Raw genomic sequence first — 25,699 nt, forward strand, 5'->3', positions numbered from 1 at the left:
AATGTCTATCGAAATCAAAGTACCGGACATCGGTGCAGATGAAGTTGAAGTCACCGAAATTATGGTGAAAGTGGGTGATACCGTTGAAGCTGAGCAATCACTTATCACTGTTGAAGGTGATAAAGCTTCTATGGAAGTCCCTTCACCACAGGCAGGTGTCGTTAAAGAAATCAAAATTGCGGTCGGCGACACTGTCGCGACCGGCAAACTGATGATGATCTTCGAAGCAACAGGTGCCGCTGCGGCACCGGCTAAAGCGCAAGAGCAAGCAGCGGCCCCTGCTCAGGCTGCGGCTCCTGCGGCCAGCGCTGCGAAAGATGTTGCAGTACCCGATATCGGTGGTGATGAAGTTGAAGTCACTGAAATCATGGTTAAAGTGGGCGACACTGTTGCCGCTGAACAATCATTGATCACCGTTGAAGGCGATAAAGCCTCAATGGAAGTACCGGCACCGTTCGCCGGTATCGTGAAAGAGATCAAAATCAGCACTGGCGATAAAGTCAGCACTGGCTCTCTGATTATGGTATTTGAAGTGGCAGGTGCTGCGGCACCAGCAACTGAGTCAGCTCCGGCAGCGGCACCAACTGCACCGGCGGCCTCTGCTGCCAAAAATGTTGAAGTACCCGACATCGGTGGTGATGAGGTTGAAGTCACAGAAGTGATGGTGAAAGTGGGCGATAAAGTGGCCGCTGAACAATCACTGATTACCGTTGAAGGTGATAAGGCCTCAATGGAAGTGCCAGCACCTTTCGCCGGTATCGTGAAAGAGATCAAAATCAGCACCGGCGATAAAGTGAAAACCGGTTCTCTGATCATGGTGTTTGAAGTGGAAGGCGCGGCTCCTGCTGCTGCACCAGCCCAGCAAGCCGCTCCTGCCGCTGCGCCGGCTAAAGCCGCTGCTGCATCGGCACCTGCTGCCAGCAAAGGCGAATTCGCTGAGAATGATGCTTACGTACATGCAACGCCGGTTATCCGTCGTTTGGCGCGTGAATTTGGCGTGAATCTGGCGAAAGTGAAAGGTACTGGTCGTAAAGGCCGTATCCTGCGCGAAGACGTTCAGGCTTATGTGAAAGACGCGGTCAAACGTGCTGAAGCGGCTCCAGCGGGGGCTACCGGTGGTGGTCTGCCAGGTATGCTGCCTTGGCCGAAAGTTGATTTCAGCAAGTTCGGCGAAATCGAAGAAGTGGAATTGGGTCGTATCCAGAAAATCTCTGGTGCTAACCTGAGCCGCAACTGGGTCATGATCCCCCATGTGACACATTTCGACAAAACCGATATCACCGATCTGGAAGCGTTCCGTAAGCAGCAAAACGACGAAGCTGCCAAGCGTAAGCTGGACGTGAAGTTCACCCCAGTGGTGTTCATCATGAAAGCGGTTGCTGCTGCTCTCGAGCAGATGCCACGTTTGAACAGCTCACTGTCCGAAGATGGTCAGAAGCTGACGCTGAAAAAGTACATCAACATCGGGGTCGCGGTAGATACGCCAAATGGTCTGGTCGTTCCGGTATTCAAGGATGTGAACAAGAAAAGCATCACTGAACTGTCCCGTGAACTGATGGCTATCTCCAAGAAAGCGCGTGATGGCAAGCTGACCGCGGGCGAAATGCAGGGCGGTTGCTTCACTATCTCCAGCCTGGGCGGTATCGGGACAACTCACTTCGCGCCGATTGTTAACGCGCCGGAAGTGGCTATCCTGGGTGTCTCCAAGTCTGCGATAGAGCCAGTCTGGAACGGTAAAGAGTTCCTGCCGCGTCTGATGATGCCGATGTCACTCTCCTTCGACCACCGAGTGATTGACGGTGCTGATGGTGCGCGCTTTATCACTATCATCAACAATATGCTGGCCGACATTCGCCGTCTGGTGATGTAATCGTCAAGGCCGGCTTAGCGCCGGCCTTATTACTATTACAGACAGACAAAAGACAGTTATGAACCGGCTTTGTTGGCTTGTTGCATAAGTCGACAAGGTTGTTGAGACACTCGTCACGCGATGCGGCTTTTCAGTTTATTAACAATTCTGTAAACTGCCGCGTGTCAGTATCCCGGTGTATGAACGGCATTATGAAATTAATTAGCCTAACTAATTAGCCTAAAATACCCGATAGATTTCAAGTTGTAGGAAGGCGGCAAACGAGATAACCCCGATGAGCTTACTCAAGTCAGTGATTCGGGTTAGTGAGAGCAGCTAACGCGCCTACAGTTTGAAAGATGAAGGATATTTCGCCGGACAAACAATTAAGAGGTCATGATGAGTACTGAAATTAAAACTCAGGTCGTGGTACTTGGGGCAGGCCCAGCAGGGTACTCTGCTGCTTTTCGTTGCGCGGATTTAGGTTTAGAAACCATTCTGGTTGAGCGTTACTCTACCCTGGGTGGTGTTTGCTTGAATGTCGGTTGTATCCCTTCCAAGGCGTTGTTGCACGTCGCTAAAGTTATCGAAGAAGCTAAAGCATTAGCTGAACACGGTATCGTGTTTGGCGAGCCAAAAACTGACATTGACAAAGTTCGTGTCTGGAAAGAGAAAGTTATCAATCAGTTGACTGGTGGTTTGGCAGGTATGGCTAAAGGCCGTAAAGTCAAAGTGGTCAACGGTTTAGGTAAGTTCACTGGTGCGAACACCCTGGTTGTTGAGGGCGAAAATGGCCCGACGACCATTACTTTCGATAACGCGATTATCGCCGCTGGCTCTCGTCCAATCCAACTGCCATTTATTCCTCATGAAGATCCACGCGTTTGGGATTCAACGGATGCGCTGGCACTGAAAACCGTTCCTGAGCGCCTGCTGGTTATGGGCGGCGGGATCATCGGTCTGGAAATGGGTACGGTTTACCATGCGCTTGGCTCGAAGATTGATGTAGTCGAAATGGCGGATCAAGTTATTCCGGCTGCTGACAAAGACGTAGTGAAAGTCTTTACCAAACGTATCAGTAAGCAATTCAACCTGATGCTGGAAACCAAAGTGACTGCGGTAGAAGCCAAAGAAGACGGTATCTATGTCACGATGGAAGGCAAAAAAGCGCCAGCAGAACCACAGCGTTATGATGCAGTGCTGGTTGCTATCGGCCGCGTACCTAACGGTAAATTGCTGGATGCAGGTCAGGCTGGCGTTGAAGTTGACGAACGTGGCTTTATCCACGTTGATAAACAACTGCGTACTAACGTGCCACACATCTTTGCTATCGGTGACATCGTGGGTCAGCCAATGCTGGCACATAAAGGTGTTCACGAAGGCCATGTTGCTGCTGAAGTTATCTCCGGCATGAAACATTACTTCGATCCGAAAGTGATCCCATCCATTGCGTACACTGAACCCGAAGTCGCATGGGTTGGTTTGACCGAGAAAGAAGCCAAAGAAAAAGGCATCAGCTACGAAACCTCCACCTTCCCGTGGGCGGCGTCGGGCCGTGCTATTGCGTCTGATTGTGCAGACGGTATGACCAAACTGATTTTCGACAAAGAAACACACCGTATCATCGGTGGTGCAATTGTCGGGACTAACGGTGGTGAACTGTTAGGTGAAATCGGTCTGGCAATCGAGATGGGTTGTGATGCGGAAGATATCGCATTGACTATCCATGCTCACCCAACGTTGCATGAATCTGTCGGCCTGGCAGCAGAAATCTACGAAGGTAGCATTACTGACTTGCCTAACCCGAAAGCGAAAAAGAAATAAGTTTTCGCTGACGCAGTAAGATAATAAGCGGCTCCTGAATAGGGGCCGTTTTGATGAAAATAACCCGATTAATGGCTTACACTGGAAAGTGGGACAAATTTCGATTTCAATCCTCCGAAAGCACGCATTTCTACTTCAATTGTTTCGTTATCTATTGTTTTTATCTCGGTAATCAAGAAAATATTGTGGGGAAGAAATATTCTCGTCTCTTCACTATTTTCTAGCAGGGCTGAAATATCTGTACTGTATGTCATCCCTTTGGGATAATGGATTGTGTATAAGATATTAACCTCTCCATCCTCAAGATTATCCATATTAAAACTCATGGCATACTCCTTCTCCTCGGTCGTGCTAAAGAAATTTTCATTACTGTAGGTTTCCTCCTCTATTACCTGTGTTTCAAAATCAACTTTGTTTCTGACCTCGCCGCGATAAACAACATCAGTATTTTCTGCGCTTAAATGTTTGAACGACCTATTTCTAAGGGAGATATTTATATCTGAATGGCGTTTGAGTGCATTGGTCAATTGTTCTATCTCTATTTTAATTTCTGGCGTGATATTGTTGCTTCGTATGGCATTATTGACTCTGATATAGCCAGCTTCAGTATAGTCTCTGAAGGCAAAGTAATCTTGGAAACTGATTTTTTTATCAGTGTTTAATCTATTATATTTTTCAATCTCATCATGTATATCCAGATTGGTTTCATGCCAAAATCCCTTGCTGTAAATACTTTCCATTTCTTTAATGACGACTTCTATTTCACTTTCCTGAATAGGGCTTCTCCTATGTATGACAGTGAATTTACTTTTTTCAGATTGCTGATAATTATCATCCTCGATATCAGATTCTTTCATACTTGATGTATCATATTCATAGTAAGAATCTGAATCCGAGTCCGAGTCTACATTTGATTCTGAGGTGTCTATGTTTAGACGTTTAATCGGTGGTTCTCCACTAAAACTCGGTGCGTCTGGATCACCTAAAAGATAGCCAATGCTGCCATTAATCCTTTTTAATATCCCTTTGGCTTTCGGTTTTGAGCTCACAGATAATAAGGCCGTTTTTTCTGTATTAGCACTGAGTTTAGGTGCTGTGGAGATTCTGGTGGGGGATGGCGCTTTTGTGGTCGGTTTAATTGGTAGCTTTCCTATGGAAAATTTAAATCCTCTAGGTTGTGGTGTAGGTCCTCCGAATAGAAGACCGAGGCCAACCTCTAAAGCAATTTCTTCATCTGTTCTTGCGGGTAATTTCCCCTCATCTTCGGGCACCTCTTTACATGTATGCCCCCTACGCCATTGACAGTGTTGGTGCTGAAATTCTTTCCAATCTTGCCCCACTCTACGTTTAGGTTCTATTGGTCTGGCGTGGGTATCATTAATAAATAGCATTATTAATGGCAGAGATATCATTGCTATTTTATTCATGCAGTATCCTTTTGTATAGATACAATAACTTTTGCTTTAAATGTTTCTGGCGTGATGACGTTATATTTTTTTCTTGTGTAAATGAATTTTATTTTTTAAAGCGAGGGGAATAAGCTATAGATGATAAAATATAATGGAATTTATAGTAATATTAATATAGAGCCTGAGTGATATTCTTTATTTAGGGATAGAACCCATTACGTAATTGGCTGGGCGAAATATCGAAAGTGCGGCGCAACGCCGTAGCGAAATTCGCCGGGCTGGTATAACCCGCAATAGTTGCCGCTTGATCGATAGTGATCCCTTCTTTCTGGATAGCCAGCATGGCGCGTTTTAAACGGCAATGGCGCAAATATTCAAATACCGTAATGTGGTAGCTTTCACGAAAACGTCGCTGCAAAGTGCTTTGACTCATATTAACCAAACGCGCCAATTCACTCATCGATAGATGGTCTGCCTCGCCACTTTCCAGCCAATCACGTACTTGCTGGATTCGATTCATGCCGCGTAAAGAGACTTTATTTTGCTGTAACGCCTGCTGCTCCAGCGAACTGAATGCTTCGATAATTAAGCCAATACATTGTGTTTCACAATGCAAACGTTCCAGTGGGGTTGAAAAGGGCGGAGCACTCGCTATTTTCTGCGCGATGGCTTGGGCGTGAACTGATGGCCGCCATAAATGAATCGCCAGATGCTGCTGAGTAAAGTTGTATAACGTATCCCAGGAGCCAGCTTGCGGTAATAGATCACCATACAGCCATTCACGGTCAAAGGTGAGGGTCAGAGTGCGCTCATGGCTATTGTTCTTACCGTGGCGAGTAAATAGGGTGTTTTCAGTCAGGGAAACCAGTGAGGCATCGCCCTTTTCCTGCAAATGCAGCTCGTTACCGCCAAATGAGATATGTGCGCTGCCGCTGACCACAATTGCTAGTTTCAGCGCCGGATTGAGCTGATTCTGGGTTTTGATATCGTAGAGGTTAGTCACATTCGCGGTATGCAGGAGCAGATGCGGATTCAAACGTAATACCTGAAAATCGCCATACAAAACCGGATCAGTGGACAATGACTTCGCGCCACTCAGTTGATAGTCGCTGGCCACCAGATTTGACTGTTGCACAATTTGGTCGCGATAAATCGGTTTGGATGACGGGGAAATATTGCGCAACTTGTTTTTCTTCACCGCCGACATGATGGCCTCTCTAAAGATATTCATGTTTTGACAACATTGACTTTATAACAAAGGGTTTTGCTGTTTAGACAAACCTTTTTCCCGATTGCAAATGTAACAATTAGCGCGATGAATTGATAATGAAAATAATTATCAATCTTGTTCGTTTTTGTTGCCCTATGAATAGATTGGCAGAGACTTTCCTCTGCTGACATTGGCTGTGGGCGTTTGCATCGGGGAAAGTGTAATGAAAGTAAAATGGCAGCGGCGCTCTCTGACGACCTTAGCGAGCTTGATTGGTCTTTGTATTTCGACTCCGCTTTGGGCGCAGACACAAGATACCACTCAGGCAGGGTCTGATACAGCCGCAACACAACAACAAGAAACAACGGCTAGCGACAACAAAGCAGCCACCGGCGATACTTTGGTGGTCACGGCCCAGCAGCAAGTCCGTCAGGCACTTGGCGCATCGACTATCACGGCGGAAGATATCCGCAAACGTCCTCCAGCTAATGATTTGTCTGAAATTATCCGTACCATGCCAGGTGTTAACTTGTCCGGTAACTCGGCCAGCGGTCAGCGCGGGAATAACCGTCAGATTGATATTCGTGGCATGGGGCCTGAAAACACCCTGATTATGATTGATGGTATTCCGGTGTCGAGCCGCAATGCCGTGCGTTATGGCTGGCGTGGTGAGCGTGATACCCGTGGTGATACCAACTGGGTACCGGCAAATATGGTTGAGAAAATCGAAGTGTTACGTGGGCCTGCTGCCGCGCGCTACGGTAATGGTGCCGCTGGTGGCGTGGTGAATATCATCACCAAACAGCCAGATAAAGAACTGCATGGCAGTTGGAATGCTTACATGAATCTGCCGCAGCATAGCGAAGAAGGCGCGACTCGTCGTACTGACTTCAGCCTGTTGGGGCCACTTAGTGATACCGTCAGTTTCCGTTTATACGGTGGATACAATAAAACTGATGCTGATGATTGGGATATTAACCAAGGCCATGAATCTGCCCGAACCGGTAATCAGGCTGGCACATTGCCTGCTGGGCGTGAAGGGGTTCGTAATAAAGATATCAACGGGTTACTGCGTTGGGAGTTTGCGCAGGGCCAATCCCTGGAGTTCGAGGCAGGTTATAGCCGTCAGGGGAATATTTATACCGGTGATACACAAAATACTAACAGCAATGCCATTGTTCGCAGCTTATATGGTGCTGAAACCAACGTGATGTATCGTGAGAATTTCTCGTTAACGCACCGTGGTTTTTGGGATAACGGTGTTAGTTCAACCTCTTATGTTCAGTATGAACAAACTCGTAACTCGCGTATCAATGAAGGATTAGCCGGCGGAACTGAGGGAATATTTTCTAACAACGGCTTTAACACTATTAAGCTGGACAACTATCTGGCCCATTCCGAGGTTAACCTGCCATTTGAGTTAGGGGTTAATCAAGTGCTGACTGTCGGTGCGGAATGGAATGACCAGAAAATGAATGACCCGACTTCCAACACCCAGACGACAACTGAGGGTGGCAGTGTCAGTGGTTTAACGGGAACAGGCCGAAATACGCGCACCTCAGCACAGATAGCCTCAGTGTTTGTTGAAGATAATATCGAGCTGACAGACACCACAATGCTGACCCCCGCGCTGCGTTTTGACCATCACAGCACCGCAGGGAGCAACTGGAGTCCGGGGTTAAACCTGTCACAAGAACTGGGCGATTACTTCACCATCAAAATGGGCATTGCCCGCGCCTATAAAGCGCCAAACCTCTATCAAACCAACCCCAATTATCTGCTGTATAGCCGTGGTCAGGGTTGCTATGGCGGCGGCGGTAGCTGTTACTTGATGGGTAATGACGATTTATCAGCAGAAACCAGCGTCAACAAAGAGATCGGTTTCGAATTCCATGATGATGGCATTATTGCGGGTATCACTTATTTCCGTAACGATTACCGTAATAAGATTGAGCCAGGTTTAGTTTCCCTGGGAACGGCCAATGGCGGCAGCGGAACTTATGCTAATTCCGATATTTTCAAATGGGAAAATGTGCCGAAAGCGCTGGTTGAAGGGCTGGAAGGTAACCTGACGGTACCCTTCACTGACACGGTGCAATGGAGCAGCAACCTGACTTATATGCTGGAGTCGAAGAACAAAACTACCGGCGATTACTTATCGATTACGCCAGAGTTTACCCTGAACAGCTCAGTGAATTGGCAGGCCACAGATGATTTGTCCTTACTGTCTAGCGTGACATGGTATGGGCGTCAGAAACCGAAGAAATATGACTATCAGGGTCTGCCCGTCACCGGTACGGCGCGCAACGAAGTTAGCCCATATGCCATCTTTGGTCTGAGTGCGAGCTACACAGTGACCAAAAATGTCAGTGTGACCACTGGTATTGAAAATCTGTTCGATAAGCGCCAATTCCGTGAAGGGAATGCCCAGAACGTAGCGAATATCGCCGGTGCCGGTGCAGCAACCTACAATGAGCCGGGGCGGACATATTTTGTTAGCTTGAATACTCAATTCTAAAATTATTTTGTTAAAGCAGAAACAGTCATTATCGGCTGTTTCTGCTGCATTTATCGCCACAATATTTTCCCCTCCTCATTCCGCGTTCTAAAAGCCCCATCAACCGCACGAGATTTTCACCGAGAGATGGTATCCATTCCTAATGTATGGTTATTATGCGGGGAGGTTTTGCGGATGTTCGCCCGCTTGCAAGGGGCTAACTGAGAGCGGTTATCAATAGTTCAGGTGATTACACTGCGCTCAACGATTCAGCAAAAATATAATGTTGCTTTTATGTGAACGAATTAACACTGAGTTCAAATACTGGTATGCTGGCTGAGCGAAACTGGGCATCTTACCTTACACCTGGTGCATCATTGATGATGGCTGGTGACTACAGATAAGCCGAGAAAATATACCCAAATAGATTTCAAGGTGCAGGAAGGCGGCAAACGAGAGAGTCCCGATGAGCTTACATCGGTAAGTGATTCGGGTGAGTGAGAGCAGCCAACACATCTGCGGTTTGAAAGATGATGGGTATAAATGACAATAAAAGCGAGGAGAGAGTCGTGCTAGAAGAATACCGTAAGCACGTGGCCGAGCGTGCCGCTGAGGGTATCGTCCCCAAGCCATTAGATGCATCACAAATGGCAGCGCTGGTTGAATCATTAAAAAATCCGCCTGCGGGCGAAGAAGAATTCCTGTTAGATCTGCTGATTAACCGTGTCCCTCCCGGTGTTGATGAAGCAGCTTATGTTAAAGCCGGTTTTCTGGCGGCCATCGCCAAAGGTGAAGCCTACTCCCCACTGATTACCCCTGAGAAAGCAATCGAACTGCTTGGTACTATGCAGGGCGGCTATAACATTCATCCGTTGATTGATGCGTTAGATAATGAAAAGCTGGCTCCGATTGCGGGCAAAGCCTTATCTCATACCCTGCTGATGTTTGATAACTTCTACGACGTGGAAGAAAAAGCTAAAGCGGGTAATCCGCACGCTAAAAAGATCATGCAGTCCTGGGCGGATGCCGAATGGTATCTCTCCCGCCCACCTTTGGCTGAGAAAATCACGGTAACCGTATTCAAAGTCACCGGTGAAACCAATACCGATGACTTGTCGCCGGCTCAAGATGCCTGGTCACGTCCTGATATCCCACTGCATTCACTGGCAATGTTGAAAAATGCCCGCGAAGGCATTCATCCGGATCAGCCGGGCAGTGTTGGCCCAATCAAACAGATTGAAGAGCTGAATAAAAAAGGCTTCCCGCTGGCCTACGTTGGCGATGTGGTCGGAACCGGTTCTTCTCGTAAATCAGCCACCAACTCGGTGCTGTGGTTTATGGGCGACGACATCCCTTACGTGCCGAACAAGCGCGCTGGTGGTGTGGTGCTGGGCAGCAAAATTGCGCCCATCTTCTTTAACACCATGGAAGATGCGGGTGCACTGCCGATTGAAGTGGATGTCAGCAACCTGAATATGGGCGATGTGATTGATATCTTCCCGTATCTGGGCGAAGTGCGTCATCATGATACTGGCGCGATTTTAGCCACTTTCGAACTGAAAACTGACGTGTTGCTGGATGAAGTGCGCGCCGGTGGCCGTATCCCATTGATCGTCGGCCGTGGTTTGACCACCAAAGCGCGCGAAGCGCTGGGCCTGCCCGTCAGCGAAGTCTTCCGTGTGGCGAAGCCGGTTGCCAAGAGTAACAAAGGTTTCTCGCTGGCACAGAAAATGGTGGGTCGTGCCTGTGGCGTTGCCGGCGTGCGGCCAGGTGAATACTGCGAACCTAAAATGACCTCGGTCGGCTCACAAGATACCACCGGCCCAATGACCCGTGATGAGCTGAAAGACTTGGCGTGTCTAGGCTTCTCCGCTGATTTGGTGATGCAGTCATTCTGTCATACTGCGGCCTATCCGAAGCCAGTAGACGTGACCACTCACCACACATTGCCTGACTTCATTATGAACCGTGGCGGTGTTTCGTTGCGCCCGGGTGATGGCATCATTCACTCATGGCTTAACCGCATGTTGCTGCCAGATACTGTCGGTACTGGCGGTGACTCCCACACTCGTTTCCCTATCGGCATCTCCTTCCCGGCGGGTTCGGGTCTGGTGGCCTTTGCCGCAGCAACCGGTGTCATGCCGCTGGACATGCCGGAGTCGGTGTTGGTGCGCTTTAAAGGCAAGATGCAGCCGGGGATCACGTTACGCGATCTGGTGCACGCTATCCCTTACTACGCAATTCAGGAAGGCCTGCTGACCGTTGAGAAACAAGGCAAGAAGAATATCTTCTCTGGTCGAATTCTGGAAATTGAAGGCTTGCCAGAGCTGAAAGTTGAACAGGCATTTGAACTGGCTGATGCTTCCGCCGAGCGTTCTGCTGCTGGTTGTACCATCAAACTGGATAAAGCGCCGATCATTGAATATCTGCAATCCAACATTGTGTTGTTGAAGTGGATGATAGCTGAAGGTTACGGCGATCGTCGTACACTGGAACGCCGTGTCAATGGTATGGAAAGCTGGTTGGCTAACCCGAATCTGCTGGAAGGTGATGCGGATGCGGAATACGCTGCGGTGATCGAAATCGATCTGGCGCAAATAACCCAGCCGATTCTGTGTGCGCCAAACGATCCGGATGATGCGCGTTTGCTGTCTGATGTGGCTAATAGCAAAATCGATGAAGTGTTTATCGGTTCCTGCATGACCAACATCGGCCACTTCCGTGCGGCTGGTAAGCTACTGGATCAGCACAAAGGCCAGTTGCCAACCCGCCTGTGGGTCGCGCCGCCGACCAAAATGGATGCCGCGCAACTGACCGAAGAGGGCTACTACAGCGTCTTTGGCAAAAGTGGTGCTCGTATCGAGATCCCGGGCTGCTCATTGTGTATGGGTAATCAGGCGCGTGTAGCCGATGGGGCGACGGTAGTTTCTACGTCAACCCGTAACTTCCCGAACCGCTTGGGGAATGGGGCGAATGTGTATCTGGCGTCGGCTGAACTGGCAGCGATTGCATCACTGCTTGGGCGTCTGCCAACTCCTGATGAATATCAAACTTATATGGCTCAGGTTGATAAGACCGCAGCAGATACTTACCGCTATCTGAATTTTGATCAGTTGAGCCAATATACGGATAAAGCGGATGGTGTGATCTTCCAAACCGCCGTCTAAACCGCTATATTCCAGCACTCACGGGAGGCCTATGGCCTCCCGTTTCTATTTTAAAAGTGAAATATTGCCGCTATTTACTGGCTTTGCGAGCTTGCGCTAAGCGAGATAACTAAATACGGTTACAATAATTAAAAGAGCATTAGGAGGACGTGCTATGGACTATGAATTCTTGCGTGATTTAACCGGGCAAGTGCTGGTCAGATTCTCCATGGGACATGAAGTGATCGGCCACTGGCTCAATGAAGAAATTAAAGGCGATTTAGCCAAACTCGATCAAATTGAAGCCGCAGCGGCTGAAGTCAAAGGCAGTGAACGCCAGTGGCAACTGGATGGCCATGAATATACCTTGTGGCTGGACGGTGAAGAAGTGATGGTGCGCGCCAATCAATTAGATATTGAAGGCGACGAGATGGAAGAAGGCATGAATTACTATGACGAAGAAAGCCTCTGCTTGTGTGGTTTAGAGGACTTTCTGCTGGTGTTGCAAGGCTACCGTAACTTCATCATAACTAAATAAAATACCGACCCAAAGAACGTGAAGTTGCAGGTAGGCAGCAAGTGTAGCTAACAACCCTGCGGCTTCAGGTCCGAAGGGGAGTGCGGCTGGCAGACCAACATAACAACGAGCCGAGCACGACCATAGCAACACCCGGCCAGAATGCGGCTGAGGGAGGAGTATTGAGCCATAAACTGGCAATCAATATCGATAACAACGGTGTGAAGTAAGACAGGGCAGCGACCAGTGTGGCGTTGCCTTTTTTCATGGCGATATCCCAGCACAGATAGGCCAGCGCGGTATTAGCCCCCATCAGTAGCAGTTCAAAAGTGGCGCGTTGGGTGAAATGCAACTTACCGGGTGTCAGCATAAAGAACATCACCCACAGGCATAGCGCACAGGCGAGCAAAAACAGTGGTAATGCCCCCGGTCCTCGGCTGTATATCCGCACCAGGTTGGAGTAAGCCGCCCAGGTCAACGCCGCAATCAGCGCCAAACTGTAAGCCAATGGGTTACTGCTAATATTGGTGCGCAAAACAGTGATATCCAGTCCATCACCGCCACTGACTACCCAAATCACACCAAACAGGGCCAGAGCCGCGCCGAGCCACAGCCACCACCGTGCGCGTAGTTTGAGTAGCGGCACCGCCAACAGCAGTGTCAGGCTCGGCCACAGATAATTGATCAGGCCTATCTCCAGTGTCTGCTGACGATCATTGGCCATACCGATGGCTAAGGCAAAAGCCACCATATACACCACAAACAGCAAACCACAACCGTACAGATAAGCCGGATGCTGCCCACGCAGAGTCGGTTTACCCGCCACCAGCCACACTAAAATGCCACTGACACTGTAAATGGCTGCTCCCGCGCCAAATGGCCCCAACGTTTCAGATAGCCCGCGCGTCAAGGCGACACTCATGCTCCAGAGCAGGATCGCAATAATGCCATACAGAGTAGGGAGGCGGTTCATAACAGGGGCGTCATCCTTGAAGTGCTAACCGGGCAAAATACTGTCTGCCCGGTTAATTGGGGCCAAATTGGGTGTATTAGTGATTAATAGCATTTAACTTAATGATATTACTCAAACTACATCACACTTCCGGAATATTGCGGCCATAGTAGATTTCCTGCATTTCTTTATATAGCAGGCGGGTGATGCTTTCTCTTTCTTCTGCGCTCAGCTCTTCTGGCTTGGCATTAAACAGATAATGCTTTAGATCGAAATCTTTTAGCATCATCTTGGTATGGAAGATATTTTCCTGATAAACGTTCACATCCATCATGTGATAAAGCGACTTCATATCGTCAGACATAAAGTTCTGAATAGAATTAATTTTATGGTCGATAAAGTGCTTTATCCCATTGATATCACGAGTGAAACCGCGCACGCGGTAATCCATAGTGACGATATCGGATTCCAACTGATGGATCAGGTAGTTCAGTGCTTTTAGCGGTGAAATCACCCCACAGGTTGAAACTTCAATATCTGCGCGGAAAGTACATAAACCGCCTTCTGGGTGACTTTCCGGATAGGTATGGACACAGATATGGCTCTTATCCAGATGGGCAACCACCGCATTTGGCAGCGGGCCTGGGTGTTCGGAGGTATCGACATCACGCGGATCGACCGGTTCTTCGCTGACCAAAATGGTGACACTGGCACCCTGAGGATCGTAATCCTGACGCGCGATATTGAGAATATTTGCGCCAATGATCGAGCACGTCTCAGTTAAGATTTCAGTCAGGCGATTGGCGTTGTATTGTTCATCGATGTAGGCGATATAGCCATCGCGGTCATCAGGTGTTTTGGCATAGCAAATATCGTAAATGCAAAAACTCAGGCTTTTGGTCAGGTTGTTGAAGCCGTGCAACTTAAGCTTGGACAATTGGGTTCACCTCCTTATTAATGCTCAACATGTCGCCGTTAATGCATTCAGCAGATACTGTGGCAAGGCAAAGCTGCCGACATGAATGGCGGGATTATAGTAACGGCAAGTCAGACCGGCTTCGACAAAGCGGTTTTGCAGCGTGGTCAGATCCAATTGGCGCAATGCCGGGTTTTGTGTCGCCCAGGCAAAGGTCATGATACCGCCGTAATAGGTCGGGATTGCGGCCTGATAAAAACTCACATCGCTGAAATAGTGGCTAAGTTTGTTATGACTATCGACCGCTTCATCTTGTTGCAGGAAGCAGACACCGTTTTGTGCCACGAAAATACCGCCGTCGTTCAGACTGCGGGCGCAACCCGCGTAGAACGCAGAGGTAAACAGGCTTTCACCAGGGCCGATAGGATCAGTACAGTCAGAGATGATGACATCGAATTTTTCAGCGGTTTGATTAACAAAGTTAACGCCATCATCTATCACTAATTTGAAGCGGGGATCGTCATAAGCACCAGCGCTATGATTGGGCAGATATTGGCGGCAGAACTCAACTACTCCGGCGTCAATCTCCACCATAGTAATTTGTTCAATATTCTTGTGGCGGCTGACTTCGCGTAGCATCGCACCATCGCCACCGCCGATGATAAGTACTTTCTTCGCCTGACCGTGGGCCAGCAGAGGGACGTGAGTCATCATTTCGTGATAGATAAACTCATCGCGCTCGGTGGTTTGCACCACGCCATCCAGCGCCATTACCCGCCCCAGTACTGGATTTTCAAAAATCACTAAATCCTGATGCGCGGTTTTTTCGCGGTAAAGTACATTTTCTACTGAAAAATACTGACCGAAGTTGGCATGTAATGTCTCATACCATAGTTCTTTCTGTGACATGTTCGGGGCTTCTCCTTCGCAGTAACAGCCATGAAAAATGGGGCAACATCATAGCCAACTCTGCCTGAGGTTGCACGGCGGGATTTCAGGCAGGTGGGGTAAAGCAGGATCGTTAGTTTGCGTATGCCAATAAACTTAAAGAGTCACGCGCCAGAGATTTGCATTTACTCGGGACTGGAATAGCGATACCTCGTAGGTCACGGTAGCTCTCTTCACCCAATGCTTTCATATTGAAGCTATTATAGTTGCGTAGATCCCAACGATTCTGTTGAGCAAAATAGACAATGGCCCGTTTGATCTCGTTATTAGGTAAATCGTTATAACCGCAATCATTTTTCAGATAAACAAAAACGGCGGTCAGATCAGCAAGATCTTCCGCTTCAGATTCACTTAAGGCAGAACTGGCAGATGAGAATCCGCACAGAGCGAGCAGCAGTATAACTAACGTTGTTCTTTTCATGGCGGAAATAGGCTTATTAATCGTCAACAGACGTTATCACACTGCGATGCCACTGACTAAATTTTATTACATGGGGAGCGATTCACCGCATGATGATTGCTTCTTGACCTTCCCGTAAGGGGAGGGTTTAAGCTCACCTCTATACTGCGGTTTTATGCGCCAAGCCGGTGCTTACTTACACTCTAGAATGGAGACGACCATGCATCGCCGTGATTTTATCAAGTTAACGGCCGCTCTTGGAGCCGCCACTTCACTGCCTTTATGGAGTCGTGCGGCATTGGCTGCCGATTTTACCCCCTTACCGATCCCGCCGTTGTTGCAGCCGGATACTAATGGTCATATTAATCTGAATATTCAGACGGGCACGATGGCGTGGTTACCCTCAGCCGCCACTCAAACCTGGGGCTATAACGGTAATTTACTGGGGCCAGCTATTCGTTTACAGCGGGGTAAACCGGTCACTATTGACGTAACAAATTCCTTACCGGAAGCCACGACCGTACACTGGCATGGCCTGGAAATCCCCGGTGATGTTGATGGTGGGCCACAGGCGCTGATTCAGCCGGGAGCAAAACGTCAGATTGCTTTCACACTTGATCAACCGGCGGCAACTTGTTGGTTCCACCCCCATACTCACGGTAAAACGGGCCATCAGGTGGCGATGGGGCTGGGGGGGCTGGTGCTGATCGATGACAGTGACAGCGGGAAGCTTCCGCTACCAAAACAGTGGGGCGTTGACGATATTCCGGTGATTTTACAGGATAAATTGCTGGGTAAAGAGGGCCAGATTGACTATCGACTGGATGTGATGACGGCGGCGGTGGGCTGGTTTGGCGACAGAATGTTGACCAATGGTGCGCGCTATCCGCAACAAATTACACCGCGTGGTTGGGTGCGATTAAGGCTGCTGAATGGGTGTAATGCGCGCTCACTGAATCTGGCTCTCAGCGATGGCCGCCCGATGTATGTGATTGGCAGTGATGGCGGGTTACTGGCTGAACCGGTAATGGTACGTGAATTGCCGATACTGATGGGCGAACGCTTCGAGGTGCTGGTGGATACCTCTGATGGTAAGCCACTTGATCTGGTGACTTTGCCGGTAAAACAGATGGGAATGACACTGGCACCGTTTGATAAACCGTTGTCGGTACTGCGCATTCAACCGTCATTGGCCGCCGGCAGCAAAGTGTTACCTGACTCGCTAGTTATCGTGCCAGCGCTGGTTGACGCCACGGGCCTGCAAGAACGCTGGTTCCAACTGATGATGGACCCTAAGCTGGACATGTTAGGAATGCAGGCGCTGATGAGCCGCTATGGAATGCAAGCAATGGCGGGTATGAGCATGGATCACGGCGCGATGAAGGGGATGGAGAGTGGCAATATGGCCGGTATGGACCACGGCAATATGAAAGGCATGGATCATGGCGCGATGAAGGCCGCTCCTGCCTTTGATTTCAGCCATGCCAACATGATTAACGGCAAAGCGTTTTCAATGACCGAACCGGCGTTTGACGCCAAACAGGGTAAATACGAGAAGTGGACCATTTCTGGCGAGGGTGACATGATGCTGCACCCTTTCCATGTTCATGGCACGCAGTTCCGTATTTTGACAGAAAACGGCAAGCCACCGGCGGAGCACCGTCGTGGTTGGAAAGATATCGTTTGGGTGGAGGGCGCACGCAGTGAAATATTAGTGCGATTTAGTCAGCTTGCTCCCGCCGCGATGCCGTATATGGCCCACTGCCACCTGCTGGAACATGAAGATACCGGCATGATGCAGGGCTTTACTGTCAGTGCTTAAGTCACTCCCCGGTGAGTTGGCCGGGGATATTCTCTCTTTTATACTTCTAGCAGTTCAGTTAAGGCGGGTTGGAGTATCTGATGACCGCTTTTATCTTTCTTAATGATAAATCCCTGATAATAGCTAAAGCTATCTCTCTGAATTTCTTCTATCAGCCATTCTGAACGTTGGAGAGCGAGTAGACTTTTGGCGGTCAGCCACATCTTGCTGATAAGAAAACAGATAATCACTATCGCTAACCCCACTATCACCCAGAGCATATACGGGGTATCAGAGGGGGCCAGTTCAACGGTTTGTGTTAGAGCTAAATAAAGGGTTACAGCTTGCAGCAACAGTTTGATGACCAGAAAACGGCGGAAGAAGGATGTGAGATGCACGATGCTGAGAAAGCAGGGGTTTTTTAAGGAGGTACGCGTTTCTTGCACCGGGATCCCCCGAACATAAACCATCCATTGTGTCTTTTCTGTCATCAGATAAACCACCCCTTTCTCTGCCATTCGGTGCAAATGTAATGAAACCCAAACACTGAAGACCAAACCGACAATAAGGTAGTAAAAGATCGGGGCGCTCAGGCCAAAAAAGGCGACAAACAAGCTGATGGCGGCGATTACCGTAAAAGTGACGGAATAAAGCCAGATGCTGGTTGATTGATAATTCATTCAAACATTCCTTGTCGAGGGGCTATCCAGAGAAAATACCTGAGCCAAATTTATGGCGCTTTATGGCGCTAGTATATCTCTCAATACGCCAGCTGTTTATCTTTGTTATACTTTCGCCCCGCCACTCCGCGGGGAGAGTGGCAGGATGCCCTGTGAATTGTGTTAAACTAGGGGCATCAATCTGTATCAGTGAAGCTATCTGCACCGGCGACTCATTGATATAAAATCAATAAATTTAAATAGGTATGTTGGCTGTGAAACACACTGTAGAAGTCATGATTTCCGAGCAGGAAGTCAAAACCCGAATTGCCGAACTAGGCCGCCAAATCTCCGAACACTACCGCGACAGTGGCAGTGAAATGGTGCTGGTCGGGTTACTCCGTGGTTCATTTATGTTTATGGCTGATTTATGCCGTGCCATTGATGTTTCCCATGAAGTCGATTTTATGACCGCTTCTAGCTATGGCAATGGCATGAGCACCACCCGCGATGTGAAAATCCTCAAAGACTTGGATGAAGATATCCGCGGCAAAGATGTGCTGATTGTTGAAGATATCATCGACTCAGGTAACACATTAAGTAAAGTGCGTGAAATTCTGCAACTGCGTGGCCCGAAATCATTGGCAATCTGCACATTGCTGGATAAACCGCAGCGCCGCGAAGTGCAAGTTCCGGTTGAGTGGGTCGGTTTCACCATTCCTGATGAATTTGTGGTGGGTTATGGCATTGATTATGCACAACGTTATCGGCATTTGCCGTATGTTGGCAAAGTCGTGATGTTTGACGAGTGATCGGCTACTGCGCGTTGACATTTTAGGCTGATTGAGCCGCGTAGTTAATGGGAGAGGGTGCGTTTGAACACCCTCCCATAACAGCTAGCTTAGCCTTCTTTAGGTTCTTTAGGTTCTTTAGGTTCTTTAGGCAATAACTCCGCCATAGCTTTTCGGTACACTTGTTCAAGTTTCTCCATGTTGGTAGCGGAGACTTCTAAATCCTTCAGCAGGCCGTTCTCTATACCATAGACCCAGCCGTGAATCATGGCTTTCTGTCCGCGCTTCCAGGCGGAGCGAACAATAGTCGAATGACCTAAGTTATACACTTGTTCCACTACGTTGAGTTTGCATAACATATTGCTACGCTCTTCAGGTGGAAACTGGCCTAGCAGTGAGCTGTGTTTGTACCAAAGATCGCGGATATGCAGCAACCAGTTATCAATAAGGCCCATTTCATCGCCTTTAATGGCAGCTTCAACACCACCACAGCCCAGGTGACCACAGATAATGATATGCTCGACCTGTAAAACATCAATGGCGTATTGCACCACTGATAGACAGTTTAGGTCGGTATGGATAACCAGATTGGCAACATTACGGTGAACAAATAATTCACCTGCTTTCAGGCCAGTCAATTCTTCTGCCGGGACGCGGCTATCTGAACAGCCAATCCACAGGAACCGTGGCTTCTGGGCTTTCGCAAGATGTTCAAAAAAACTGGGATCGTCTTTACTGATGGCTTTTGACCAGACGTCATTATTCGCGAGGAGCTTCTTTGTTTCTTCCATTAGTGTAAATAGCCTGTAATGAATGGATTGCGATAGGATAATATACGATAAGGATCACGATTTTGAAATCGGAACAGTGGCCCTGTTGATCGCACCTTTTTATCTGCGCAACATCTTCTCTGTATCTAACTGCTTCTCCTGCCCCCGTAACTTGCCCTGACAGGGAGGGTTATGCAAGCCACGGACGTGCTGTGACCGCTGGGGGCTTCATAGAATAAGGTTCTTTTTTACTTATGACATATGCACTGGAAATAACGCAACTGACCAAAACCTATGCAGGTGGCGTTCAGGCACTGCATGGCATTGACTTGCACGTAGAGGCAGGCGATTTTTATGCTTTACTTGGGCCAAACGGCGCAGGTAAATCCACCACCATCGGTATTATCAGTTCATTGGTGAATAAAACATCCGGTAAGGTACAGGTTTTTGGTTACGATATTGATAATGACATCGTAAATGCCAAACGCCAGCTCGGATTAGTGCCACAAGAATTCAACTTTAACCCGTTTGAGACGGTGTTACAGATTGTTGTCACGCAGGCGGGATATTACGGTGTCACCCGCCGCGAAGCGATGCAACGAGCGGAAAAGTACCTCACTCAATTAGATTTATGGAGTAAACGCAATGAGCGGGCTATTCGTCTCTCCGGTGGGATGAAGCGCCGTTTGATGATTGCGCGTGCGCTGATGCATGAACCTAAGTTACTCATCCTCGATGAGCCGACTGCTGGGGTGGATATTGAGTTACGCCGCTCCATGTGGGGCTTCCTGAAAGAGCTGAATGCGCAGGGAACCACCATCATTCTGACTACCCATTATCTGGAAGAGGCAGAGATGCTGTGCCGCAATATCGGTATTATCCAAAATGGCAATCTGGTAGAAAATACCACTATGAAACAGTTGCTTGGCAAGCTTGAGTCAGAAACTTTTATTTTTGATATTGGCGTGAAAAGCCCGCTACCGAAACTGGAAGGCTATGGCTATCGTCTGACCGACACCTCAACTTTGGAAGTGGATGTTAAGCGTGAGCAAGGTCTGAATGGGTTATTCAGCCAACTGAACGCACAAGGAATTCAGGTACAAAGTATGCGTAATAAGGCTAATCGCCTGGAAGAGCTATTTGTTAACTTGGTTAATGGCAACGGGGGAGATAAAGCATGACCCGCTTGTATTGGATAGCATTGCAGAGTATTTGGATCAAAGAGATCACGCGTTTTGCCCGTATCTGGGTCCAAACATTAGTGCCGCCGGTCATTACCATGTCGCTCTATTTCGTCATTTTCGGTAACCTGATTGGTTCCCGAATTGGTGATATGGGCGGTTTTGATTATATGCAGTTTATTGTCCCCGGCCTGATTATGATGGCAGTGATCACGAACTCTTATGCCAACGTTGCCGCCTCTTTTTATGGTGCGAAGTTCCAGCGCAGTATTGAAGAGCTGTTGGTTGCGCCAGTTCCCACCCATATCGTGATTGTGGGTTATGTGGGTGGTGGCGTGGCGCGTGGGATTTGTGTGGGCATTTTGGTGACGATTATCTCATTGTTCTTTGTGCCACTGCATGTCCACTCCTGGTCAATGATTGCGCTGACATTAATGCTGACGGCAATTCTATTTTCCCTCGGTGGATTACTGAATGCGGTGTTTGCCAAGACGTTTGATGATATCAGCCTGGTTCCCACCTTTGTGCTGACTCCCTTGACTTATCTGGGCGGGGTATTTTACTCGTTATCCTTATTGCCCCCGTTCTGGCAGGCGGTGTCAAAACTTAACCCTATCGTCTACATGATCAGTGGATTCCGTTATGGGTTCCTCGGAATTACCGATGTACCACTGGTGTTGACCATTGGCGTTTTAGTCGTTTTCATCGCGATATTTTATGCGTGGGCTTGGTATTTGATAGAGCGTGGTCGCGGCCTACGTACCTAATCCCCTGCGGCCTTGGCGCTACAGCGGTGTTGGCTACGTTCACTTACCCGAATCACTTACTGATGTAAGCTCATCGGGATGCGTTGACTTGCCGCCTTGCTGTAACGCCAATGACTTTGGGGATGCTCTTCGGGCTAGATGTTGCAGCGGTGTTGGCTATGCGCACCTCTGCAACGTCAATGACTTTGGATCGCATTCTAAGGTTCACTCGTAAATCATTAGTTAGTTAGTTAGTTAATTGTTGTTAATGCTGGAATTTTGTCGTAAGAAATAATGTCGCCATTCAATATCCTCTTTCTCAACGTCCTGCGTCTCGTGCTATGCTGGCGCACCAGATTCTCCCTTTTCAATTCAGCGCCGAAAGCGCATAAGTAGAACGATAATGTGGCATAAAAACAGAATAGCTATTGGGATGCTACTCAGTATTGTCATGTCGGTAATGATACCGGCAGCCTATGCAGATCTCTTACCAAACGAATCGATCCTCACGCCCAGATATATGGTTGCAGAACGCGACAGCGAAGTTTATTCGCTGGTCGGTGAACGGGTGATCCCGGTCGGTGAAATTAAAGAAGATCAACTGATTCAAATATATCCTGCTGCGGCAGAATATTATGAGTTCAAATTTGGTAATGGCATTGGTTTTATTGATAAAGATGATTTACGCGATATCACTAAGGCACGAAAAAGTAACGATTTCCTGGGTGATTTGAATAAACCATTACCAAATCAAAATATTCTGATTAAGCGTGAAACGCATGTTTATTTGGCCCCAGATGTGCGCAGTGAGCAATTTGGCACTTTGGCAGATAATCTGCGCTACCCAATTGTGGGTAAATTAAAAGACCGGCTTAATAGCACCTGGTATCAGGTCAATATTGGCGATCGTCTGGGCTATATCAGTAGCGCCGATGCTGAGATAGACAATGGTATTCCTATTCTGACTTATCACCACATGTTGAAGAATGAAGAGAACAAACGTTTTCGGAATACATCAACGACGACTTCAGATGTGGCGTTCAGTAATCAGATGGCCTATCTCAAGCAGGCGGGTTATGACACCATTTCTCTCTATCAGCTTGAAGGTTATCTCAACAACCAGATTAATCTGCCAGCCAAAGTGGTTGTGCTGACATTTGACGATGGCCTTAAATCGGTTCATCGCTATGCTTATCCGATATTGAAAGAGAATGGTTTCCGGGCCACGGCGTTTATTATCTCATCACGTATTAAGCGCCATCCGCAGAAGTGGAACCCGGACACTTTACAGTTTATGAGTATCTCAGAACTGAAAGAGATTCAGGATGTATTTGATATTCAGTCGCATACGCATTTTCTACACCGGACTGATAATAAACGTAATCCTATTTTATTGAGCCGCTCTTACCATAATATCGTTTTTGATTTTGAACATTCACGGCGGGCATTATCACAGTTTAATCCGCATGTGATTTTTCTGTCATATCCCTTTGGTGGTTTTAACCAAACAGCGATTAATGCAGCGAAGAGTGCCGGTTTCCATCTGGCGGTGACCACCATGCAAGGCAAGGTTAAACCGGGCGATAATCCGTTTACGCTTAAGCGGCTTTATATTTTGCGTACCGATTCAATACCGACAATGGCGGAACGTATCGCCAATGAGCCAGGCCCGGTAGCTGTCAAAGCACCTTCGGTTGAGATGGAGTCTGATTAGTCGTTTCATATCGTGACATTAATATATGAAAAAGGCGCTTTAGTTAAGCGCCTTTTCTATTGGGGCAAGGTCAAGCACGGAAGGGGTTAAGCGACTTGAACCGGCACCGCTTTGGCCTTACGCAGCAACGCATTCTGGCCTTCAAAATAGGCCACTTTCGGGCGGTGCAGACGGGCATCAGCATCAGACATCTGTACATAAGAACAGATGATCAGTTTATCGCCGACACACGCGCAACGCGCTGCTGCACCATTTACCGAGATAATCCGTGAACCACGCTCGGCGGCAATAGCATAAGTGGAAAAACGCTGACCATTATCAACGTTATAAATATCAATAGCTTCGTATTCAAGGATACCGGCGGCTTCCAGGAAATCCTGATCGATGGCGCAGGAACCTTCATAGTGCAAATCAGCTTGAGTGACTTTGACCCGGTGCAGTTTGCCTTGCAACATAGTGCGTATCATAACTCTTACCTTTGACCCTGATTAAATCTGGTGCCAGACCCTATAATCTACTGATACAAGGGAGGCTCAACCACCTACGAATAAAGTGTGCGGCTCAGTTTTGCTGATTTTATGCAACTTGTCTATGGCTGACTTTAATCCTGTAGGGATTGTTCATTTAAAGACAAATACGGTGACGCCATAGCCAGCTCTGGGGGAACCGGATTGAGATATCAGCTTCGCAAATCAACTTGTTGATTATCAATTAGCCGCGCTTTACCCAGCCAGGCTGCCATCAAAATAACCGCTTGTTTGCTGTCAACAGTCAGAGGCTGTAAGGTGTTGGCATCGCGGATAAACAGCTCATCTGGAGTGAAACCAGCGCTTTGCAATTGCTCTGCGGTATCTTCCAACAAATCACCAATCTGCCGTTCGCCTATCATCAATTTATCTGCCAGCGCACGCATTATCTTACACAGCTGTGGCGCGATTTTACGCTCTTCAGCGGTGAGGTAACCGTTGCGGGAGCTTAGCGCCAAGCCGTCTTTAGCGCGTACAATCGGCACACCAACGATATTGATGTCATAGCCCATATCCGCCACCATTTTGCGGATAAGTGCAAGCTGCTGATAATCTTTTTCGCCAAAACAGGCCACATCCGGCTGAACCAGATTGAACAGTTTGCTGACGATTGTCGATACACCACGGAAGTGACCGGGGCGGCTGGCACCTTCTAAAATGGTAGAGAGTGCCGGGACGTCGACATAGGTTTGGCTTTCCAGACCGGCTGGATAAATATCTGCGGCAGCCGGTGCGAAGACCAAATCCACACCGTGGCGAGTCAGTTTTTCACAATCTTCCTGCAAGGTGCGTGGGTAGCAGGCTAAGTCATCCGGGCGTTCAAATTGCAGCGGATTGACAAAAATACTCACTACCACCACATCGGCACGGGTTCTGGCATCTTCCACTAATGTCATATGACCTTCGTGTAGATTGCCCATCGTGGGAACCAGAGCAACTCGCTTGCCTTTCTGCCGCCAGCGGCGAATTTGCTGGCGCAGCAGCGGCAGAGTTTCAATTATCAGCATTCTCTTCTCCGGTAATGAATTTCTTATCATAATAACTTACTGGAATGTGTGCTCTTCTGCCGGATACACACCGCTCTCAACTTCTTGAATATAGAGCTTGATGGCAGCGCGAATATCACCTGCACTTTGCGCCAGGAAGTTCTTGCTAAATTTAGGGGTATGGCCGCAGGTAATCCCCAGCGCATCATGCATAACCAGAATTTGACCGTCGGTTACATTACCAGCACCAATGCCTATCACGGGGATCGCTAGCTCTTCAGTTACTCTCTGCGCCAGCTCTACCGGCACGCATTCCAGTACCAGTAATTGCGCCCCGGCATTTTCAAGCGCCAGCGCATCTTTTAGTAGCTGATTCGCCGCAACTTCTTCTCGGCCCTGAACTTTGTAGCCACCAAAAACATTAACGGATTGTGGGGTTAACCCCAAATGCCCACACACCGGTACGGCACGCTCCGTAAGCATTCGAATCGTGTCGCACAGCCAACTTCCCCCCTCCAGTTTTACCATATTAGCCCCGGCACGCATCAGCTCGGCGGCGTGGGTAAAGGTCAGCTCGGGTGTGGCGTAACTCATAAACGGCATATCAGCTAATAACAGGCAATGAGGCGCACCACGGCGCACCGCACGGGTATGATAAGCCACATCAGCAACGGTGACTGGCAGGGTAGAATCGAACCCTTGCAGCGTCATTCCGAGTGAATCCCCTACCAGCAGCACGTCGATGCCCTGCTCGACGAATAACTGGGCAAAACTGGCATCATAGGCAGTCAGTGTTGCAAACTTACGCAGCTCAAGCTTCCGTTGGCGTAAGTGGCTTATGGTGGTGGCTTTCATC

Annotated in this window: 21 protein-coding genes; 10 read left to right on the top strand and 11 right to left on the bottom strand. The window is 48.4% G+C overall.

Going from position 1 to position 25,699, the window contains the following annotated elements:
- Position 1 precedes the first annotated feature (1 nt).
- Entirely contained in the window at positions 2–1,870 is a 1,869-nt protein-coding gene (gene aceF / locus AT01_RS15905; protein WP_042547829.1) for a pyruvate dehydrogenase complex dihydrolipoyllysine-residue acetyltransferase, read from the top strand.
- 378 nt (positions 1,871–2,248) lie between these two features.
- The gene (gene lpdA / locus AT01_RS15910) at positions 2,249–3,673 is read left to right on the top strand and encodes a dihydrolipoyl dehydrogenase (protein ID WP_162484248.1); all 1,425 of its coding nucleotides are present in this window, start codon (positions 2,249–2,251) and stop codon (positions 3,671–3,673) included.
- 68 nt (positions 3,674–3,741) lie between these two features.
- On the opposite strand, the gene AT01_RS15915 is transcribed toward lpdA, so the two are convergent.
- Both AT01_RS15915 and AT01_RS15920 read right to left on the bottom strand, forming a co-directional pair.
- Positions 3,742–5,100 carry an ADP-ribosyltransferase gene (locus tag AT01_RS15915; RefSeq protein WP_042547830.1) on the bottom strand — a complete coding sequence of 453 codons (1,359 nt, stop codon included), beginning with the start codon at positions 5,098–5,100 and terminating at the stop codon, positions 3,742–3,744.
- A gap of 181 nt (positions 5,101–5,281) precedes the next feature.
- On the bottom strand, positions 5,282–6,289 hold the full coding sequence (locus AT01_RS15920) for an AraC family transcriptional regulator (RefSeq protein WP_042547831.1): 1,008 nt from the start codon (positions 6,287–6,289) through the stop codon (positions 5,282–5,284).
- A 226-nt stretch (positions 6,290–6,515) separates the two neighbouring features.
- Here AT01_RS15920 and AT01_RS15925 point away from each other — a divergent pair, with 226 nt between their 5' ends.
- The 3 genes from AT01_RS15925 (at position 6,516) to yacL (ending at position 12,473) form a co-directional block, all read left to right on the top strand.
- A complete protein-coding gene (locus tag AT01_RS15925; protein WP_042547832.1) occupies positions 6,516–8,810 on the top strand; it encodes a TonB-dependent siderophore receptor in 2,295 nt (764 codons plus the stop codon).
- A gap of 548 nt (positions 8,811–9,358) precedes the next feature.
- The gene (gene acnB / locus AT01_RS15930; RefSeq protein ID WP_042547833.1) at positions 9,359–11,956 is read left to right on the top strand and encodes a bifunctional aconitate hydratase 2/2-methylisocitrate dehydratase; all 2,598 of its coding nucleotides are present in this window, start codon (positions 9,359–9,361) and stop codon (positions 11,954–11,956) included.
- A gap of 154 nt (positions 11,957–12,110) precedes the next feature.
- Entirely contained in the window at positions 12,111–12,473 is a 363-nt protein-coding gene (yacL, locus tag AT01_RS15935; RefSeq protein WP_004704231.1) for a protein YacL, read from the top strand.
- Between the two features lie 64 nt (positions 12,474–12,537).
- Here the strand turns inward: yacL and yddG are convergent, their stop codons facing one another.
- The 4 genes from yddG to AT01_RS15955 form a co-directional block, all read right to left on the bottom strand.
- A complete protein-coding gene (gene yddG / locus AT01_RS15940; RefSeq protein WP_042547834.1) occupies positions 12,538–13,425 on the bottom strand; it encodes an aromatic amino acid DMT transporter YddG in 888 nt (295 codons plus the stop codon).
- A 121-nt stretch (positions 13,426–13,546) separates the two neighbouring features.
- Positions 13,547–14,341, bottom strand: coding sequence for an adenosylmethionine decarboxylase (speD, locus tag AT01_RS15945; RefSeq protein ID WP_042547835.1), 795 nt, complete (start codon positions 14,339–14,341; stop codon positions 13,547–13,549).
- Positions 14,342–14,365: 24 nt separating this feature from the next.
- The gene (gene speE / locus AT01_RS15950; RefSeq protein WP_042547836.1) at positions 14,366–15,229 is read right to left on the bottom strand and encodes a polyamine aminopropyltransferase; all 864 of its coding nucleotides are present in this window, start codon (positions 15,227–15,229) and stop codon (positions 14,366–14,368) included.
- Between the two features lie 112 nt (positions 15,230–15,341).
- Entirely contained in the window at positions 15,342–15,689 is a 348-nt protein-coding gene (locus tag AT01_RS15955; RefSeq protein ID WP_042547837.1) for a YacC family pilotin-like protein, read from the bottom strand.
- Positions 15,690–15,888: 199 nt separating this feature from the next.
- On the opposite strand from AT01_RS15955, the gene cueO reads away from it, so the two are divergent.
- Positions 15,889–17,490, top strand: a complete 1,602-nt coding sequence (cueO, locus tag AT01_RS15960) for a multicopper oxidase CueO (RefSeq protein ID WP_042547838.1) — start codon at positions 15,889–15,891, stop codon at positions 17,488–17,490.
- Between the two features lie 38 nt (positions 17,491–17,528).
- On the opposite strand, the gene AT01_RS15965 is transcribed toward cueO, so the two are convergent.
- On the bottom strand, positions 17,529–18,149 hold the full coding sequence (locus AT01_RS15965) for a hypothetical protein (RefSeq protein ID WP_004704237.1): 621 nt from the start codon (positions 18,147–18,149) through the stop codon (positions 17,529–17,531).
- Between the two features lie 245 nt (positions 18,150–18,394).
- On the opposite strand from AT01_RS15965, the gene hpt reads away from it, so the two are divergent.
- Positions 18,395–18,940, top strand: a complete 546-nt coding sequence (gene hpt / locus AT01_RS15970) for a hypoxanthine phosphoribosyltransferase (protein WP_186366999.1) — start codon at positions 18,395–18,397, stop codon at positions 18,938–18,940.
- A gap of 89 nt (positions 18,941–19,029) precedes the next feature.
- On the opposite strand, the gene can is transcribed toward hpt, so the two are convergent.
- Positions 19,030–19,710: a carbonate dehydratase gene (gene can / locus AT01_RS15975; RefSeq protein ID WP_042547840.1), complete on the bottom strand. Its 681-nt coding sequence runs from the start codon at positions 19,708–19,710 to the stop codon at positions 19,030–19,032.
- A gap of 233 nt (positions 19,711–19,943) precedes the next feature.
- On the opposite strand from can, the gene AT01_RS15980 reads away from it, so the two are divergent.
- From AT01_RS15980 to AT01_RS15990, 3 genes are all read left to right on the top strand, one after another.
- On the top strand, positions 19,944–20,870 hold the full coding sequence (locus AT01_RS15980; protein WP_042547841.1) for an ABC transporter ATP-binding protein: 927 nt from the start codon (positions 19,944–19,946) through the stop codon (positions 20,868–20,870).
- Positions 20,867–21,637, top strand: a complete 771-nt coding sequence (locus AT01_RS15985; RefSeq protein WP_042547842.1) for an ABC transporter permease — start codon at positions 20,867–20,869, stop codon at positions 21,635–21,637. The genes AT01_RS15980 and AT01_RS15985 overlap by 4 nt, the downstream gene beginning before the upstream one ends.
- Before the next feature lie 382 nt (positions 21,638–22,019).
- On the top strand, positions 22,020–23,330 hold the full coding sequence (locus AT01_RS15990; protein WP_042547843.1) for a polysaccharide deacetylase family protein: 1,311 nt from the start codon (positions 22,020–22,022) through the stop codon (positions 23,328–23,330).
- An 86-nt stretch (positions 23,331–23,416) separates the two neighbouring features.
- Here the strand turns inward: AT01_RS15990 and panD are convergent, their stop codons facing one another.
- The 3 genes from panD to panB all read right to left on the bottom strand — a co-directional run bounded on the left by panD (position 23,417) and on the right by panB (position 25,698).
- Positions 23,417–23,797, bottom strand: a complete 381-nt coding sequence (gene panD / locus AT01_RS15995) for an aspartate 1-decarboxylase (RefSeq protein ID WP_042547844.1) — start codon at positions 23,795–23,797, stop codon at positions 23,417–23,419.
- 212 nt (positions 23,798–24,009) lie between these two features.
- Positions 24,010–24,864, bottom strand: coding sequence for a pantoate--beta-alanine ligase (panC, locus tag AT01_RS16000; RefSeq protein WP_042547845.1), 855 nt, complete (start codon positions 24,862–24,864; stop codon positions 24,010–24,012).
- A 36-nt stretch (positions 24,865–24,900) separates the two neighbouring features.
- Positions 24,901–25,698 carry a 3-methyl-2-oxobutanoate hydroxymethyltransferase gene (gene panB / locus AT01_RS16005; RefSeq protein ID WP_042547846.1) on the bottom strand — a complete coding sequence of 266 codons (798 nt, stop codon included), beginning with the start codon at positions 25,696–25,698 and terminating at the stop codon, positions 24,901–24,903.
- Between the last annotated feature and the right edge of the window lies 1 nt (position 25,699).

The organism is Yersinia aldovae 670-83 (assembly GCF_000834395.1).
GTDB classification, from domain to species: domain Bacteria; phylum Pseudomonadota; class Gammaproteobacteria; order Enterobacterales; family Enterobacteriaceae; genus Yersinia; species Yersinia aldovae.

Coding starts and splice junctions, on each gene's coding strand:
- aceF (WP_042547829.1), top strand. CDS start 2: ATGTCTATCGAAATCAAAGTACCGGACATCGGTGCAGATGAAGTTGAA.
- lpdA (WP_162484248.1), top strand. CDS start 2,249: ATGAGTACTGAAATTAAAACTCAGGTCGTGGTACTTGGGGCAGGCCCA.
- AT01_RS15915 (WP_042547830.1), bottom strand. CDS start 5,100: ATGAATAAAATAGCAATGATATCTCTGCCATTAATAATGCTATTTATT.
- AT01_RS15920 (WP_042547831.1), bottom strand. CDS start 6,289: ATGTCGGCGGTGAAGAAAAACAAGTTGCGCAATATTTCCCCGTCATCC.
- AT01_RS15925 (WP_042547832.1), top strand. CDS start 6,516: ATGAAAGTAAAATGGCAGCGGCGCTCTCTGACGACCTTAGCGAGCTTG.
- yacL (WP_004704231.1), top strand. CDS start 12,111: ATGGACTATGAATTCTTGCGTGATTTAACCGGGCAAGTGCTGGTCAGA.
- yddG (WP_042547834.1), bottom strand. CDS start 13,425: ATGAACCGCCTCCCTACTCTGTATGGCATTATTGCGATCCTGCTCTGG.
- speE (WP_042547836.1), bottom strand. CDS start 15,229: ATGTCACAGAAAGAACTATGGTATGAGACATTACATGCCAACTTCGGT.
- AT01_RS15955 (WP_042547837.1), bottom strand. CDS start 15,689: ATGAAAAGAACAACGTTAGTTATACTGCTGCTCGCTCTGTGCGGATTC.
- cueO (WP_042547838.1), top strand. CDS start 15,889: ATGCATCGCCGTGATTTTATCAAGTTAACGGCCGCTCTTGGAGCCGCC.
- AT01_RS15965 (WP_004704237.1), bottom strand. CDS start 18,149: ATGAATTATCAATCAACCAGCATCTGGCTTTATTCCGTCACTTTTACG.
- hpt (WP_186366999.1), top strand. CDS start 18,395: ATGTTGGCTGTGAAACACACTGTAGAAGTCATGATTTCCGAGCAGGAA.
- can (WP_042547840.1), bottom strand. CDS start 19,710: ATGGAAGAAACAAAGAAGCTCCTCGCGAATAATGACGTCTGGTCAAAA.
- AT01_RS15980 (WP_042547841.1), top strand. CDS start 19,944: ATGACATATGCACTGGAAATAACGCAACTGACCAAAACCTATGCAGGT.
- AT01_RS15985 (WP_042547842.1), top strand. CDS start 20,867: ATGACCCGCTTGTATTGGATAGCATTGCAGAGTATTTGGATCAAAGAG.
- AT01_RS15990 (WP_042547843.1), top strand. CDS start 22,020: ATGTGGCATAAAAACAGAATAGCTATTGGGATGCTACTCAGTATTGTC.
- panD (WP_042547844.1), bottom strand. CDS start 23,797: ATGATACGCACTATGTTGCAAGGCAAACTGCACCGGGTCAAAGTCACT.
- panC (WP_042547845.1), bottom strand. CDS start 24,864: ATGCTGATAATTGAAACTCTGCCGCTGCTGCGCCAGCAAATTCGCCGC.
- panB (WP_042547846.1), bottom strand. CDS start 25,698: ATGAAAGCCACCACCATAAGCCACTTACGCCAACGGAAGCTTGAGCTG.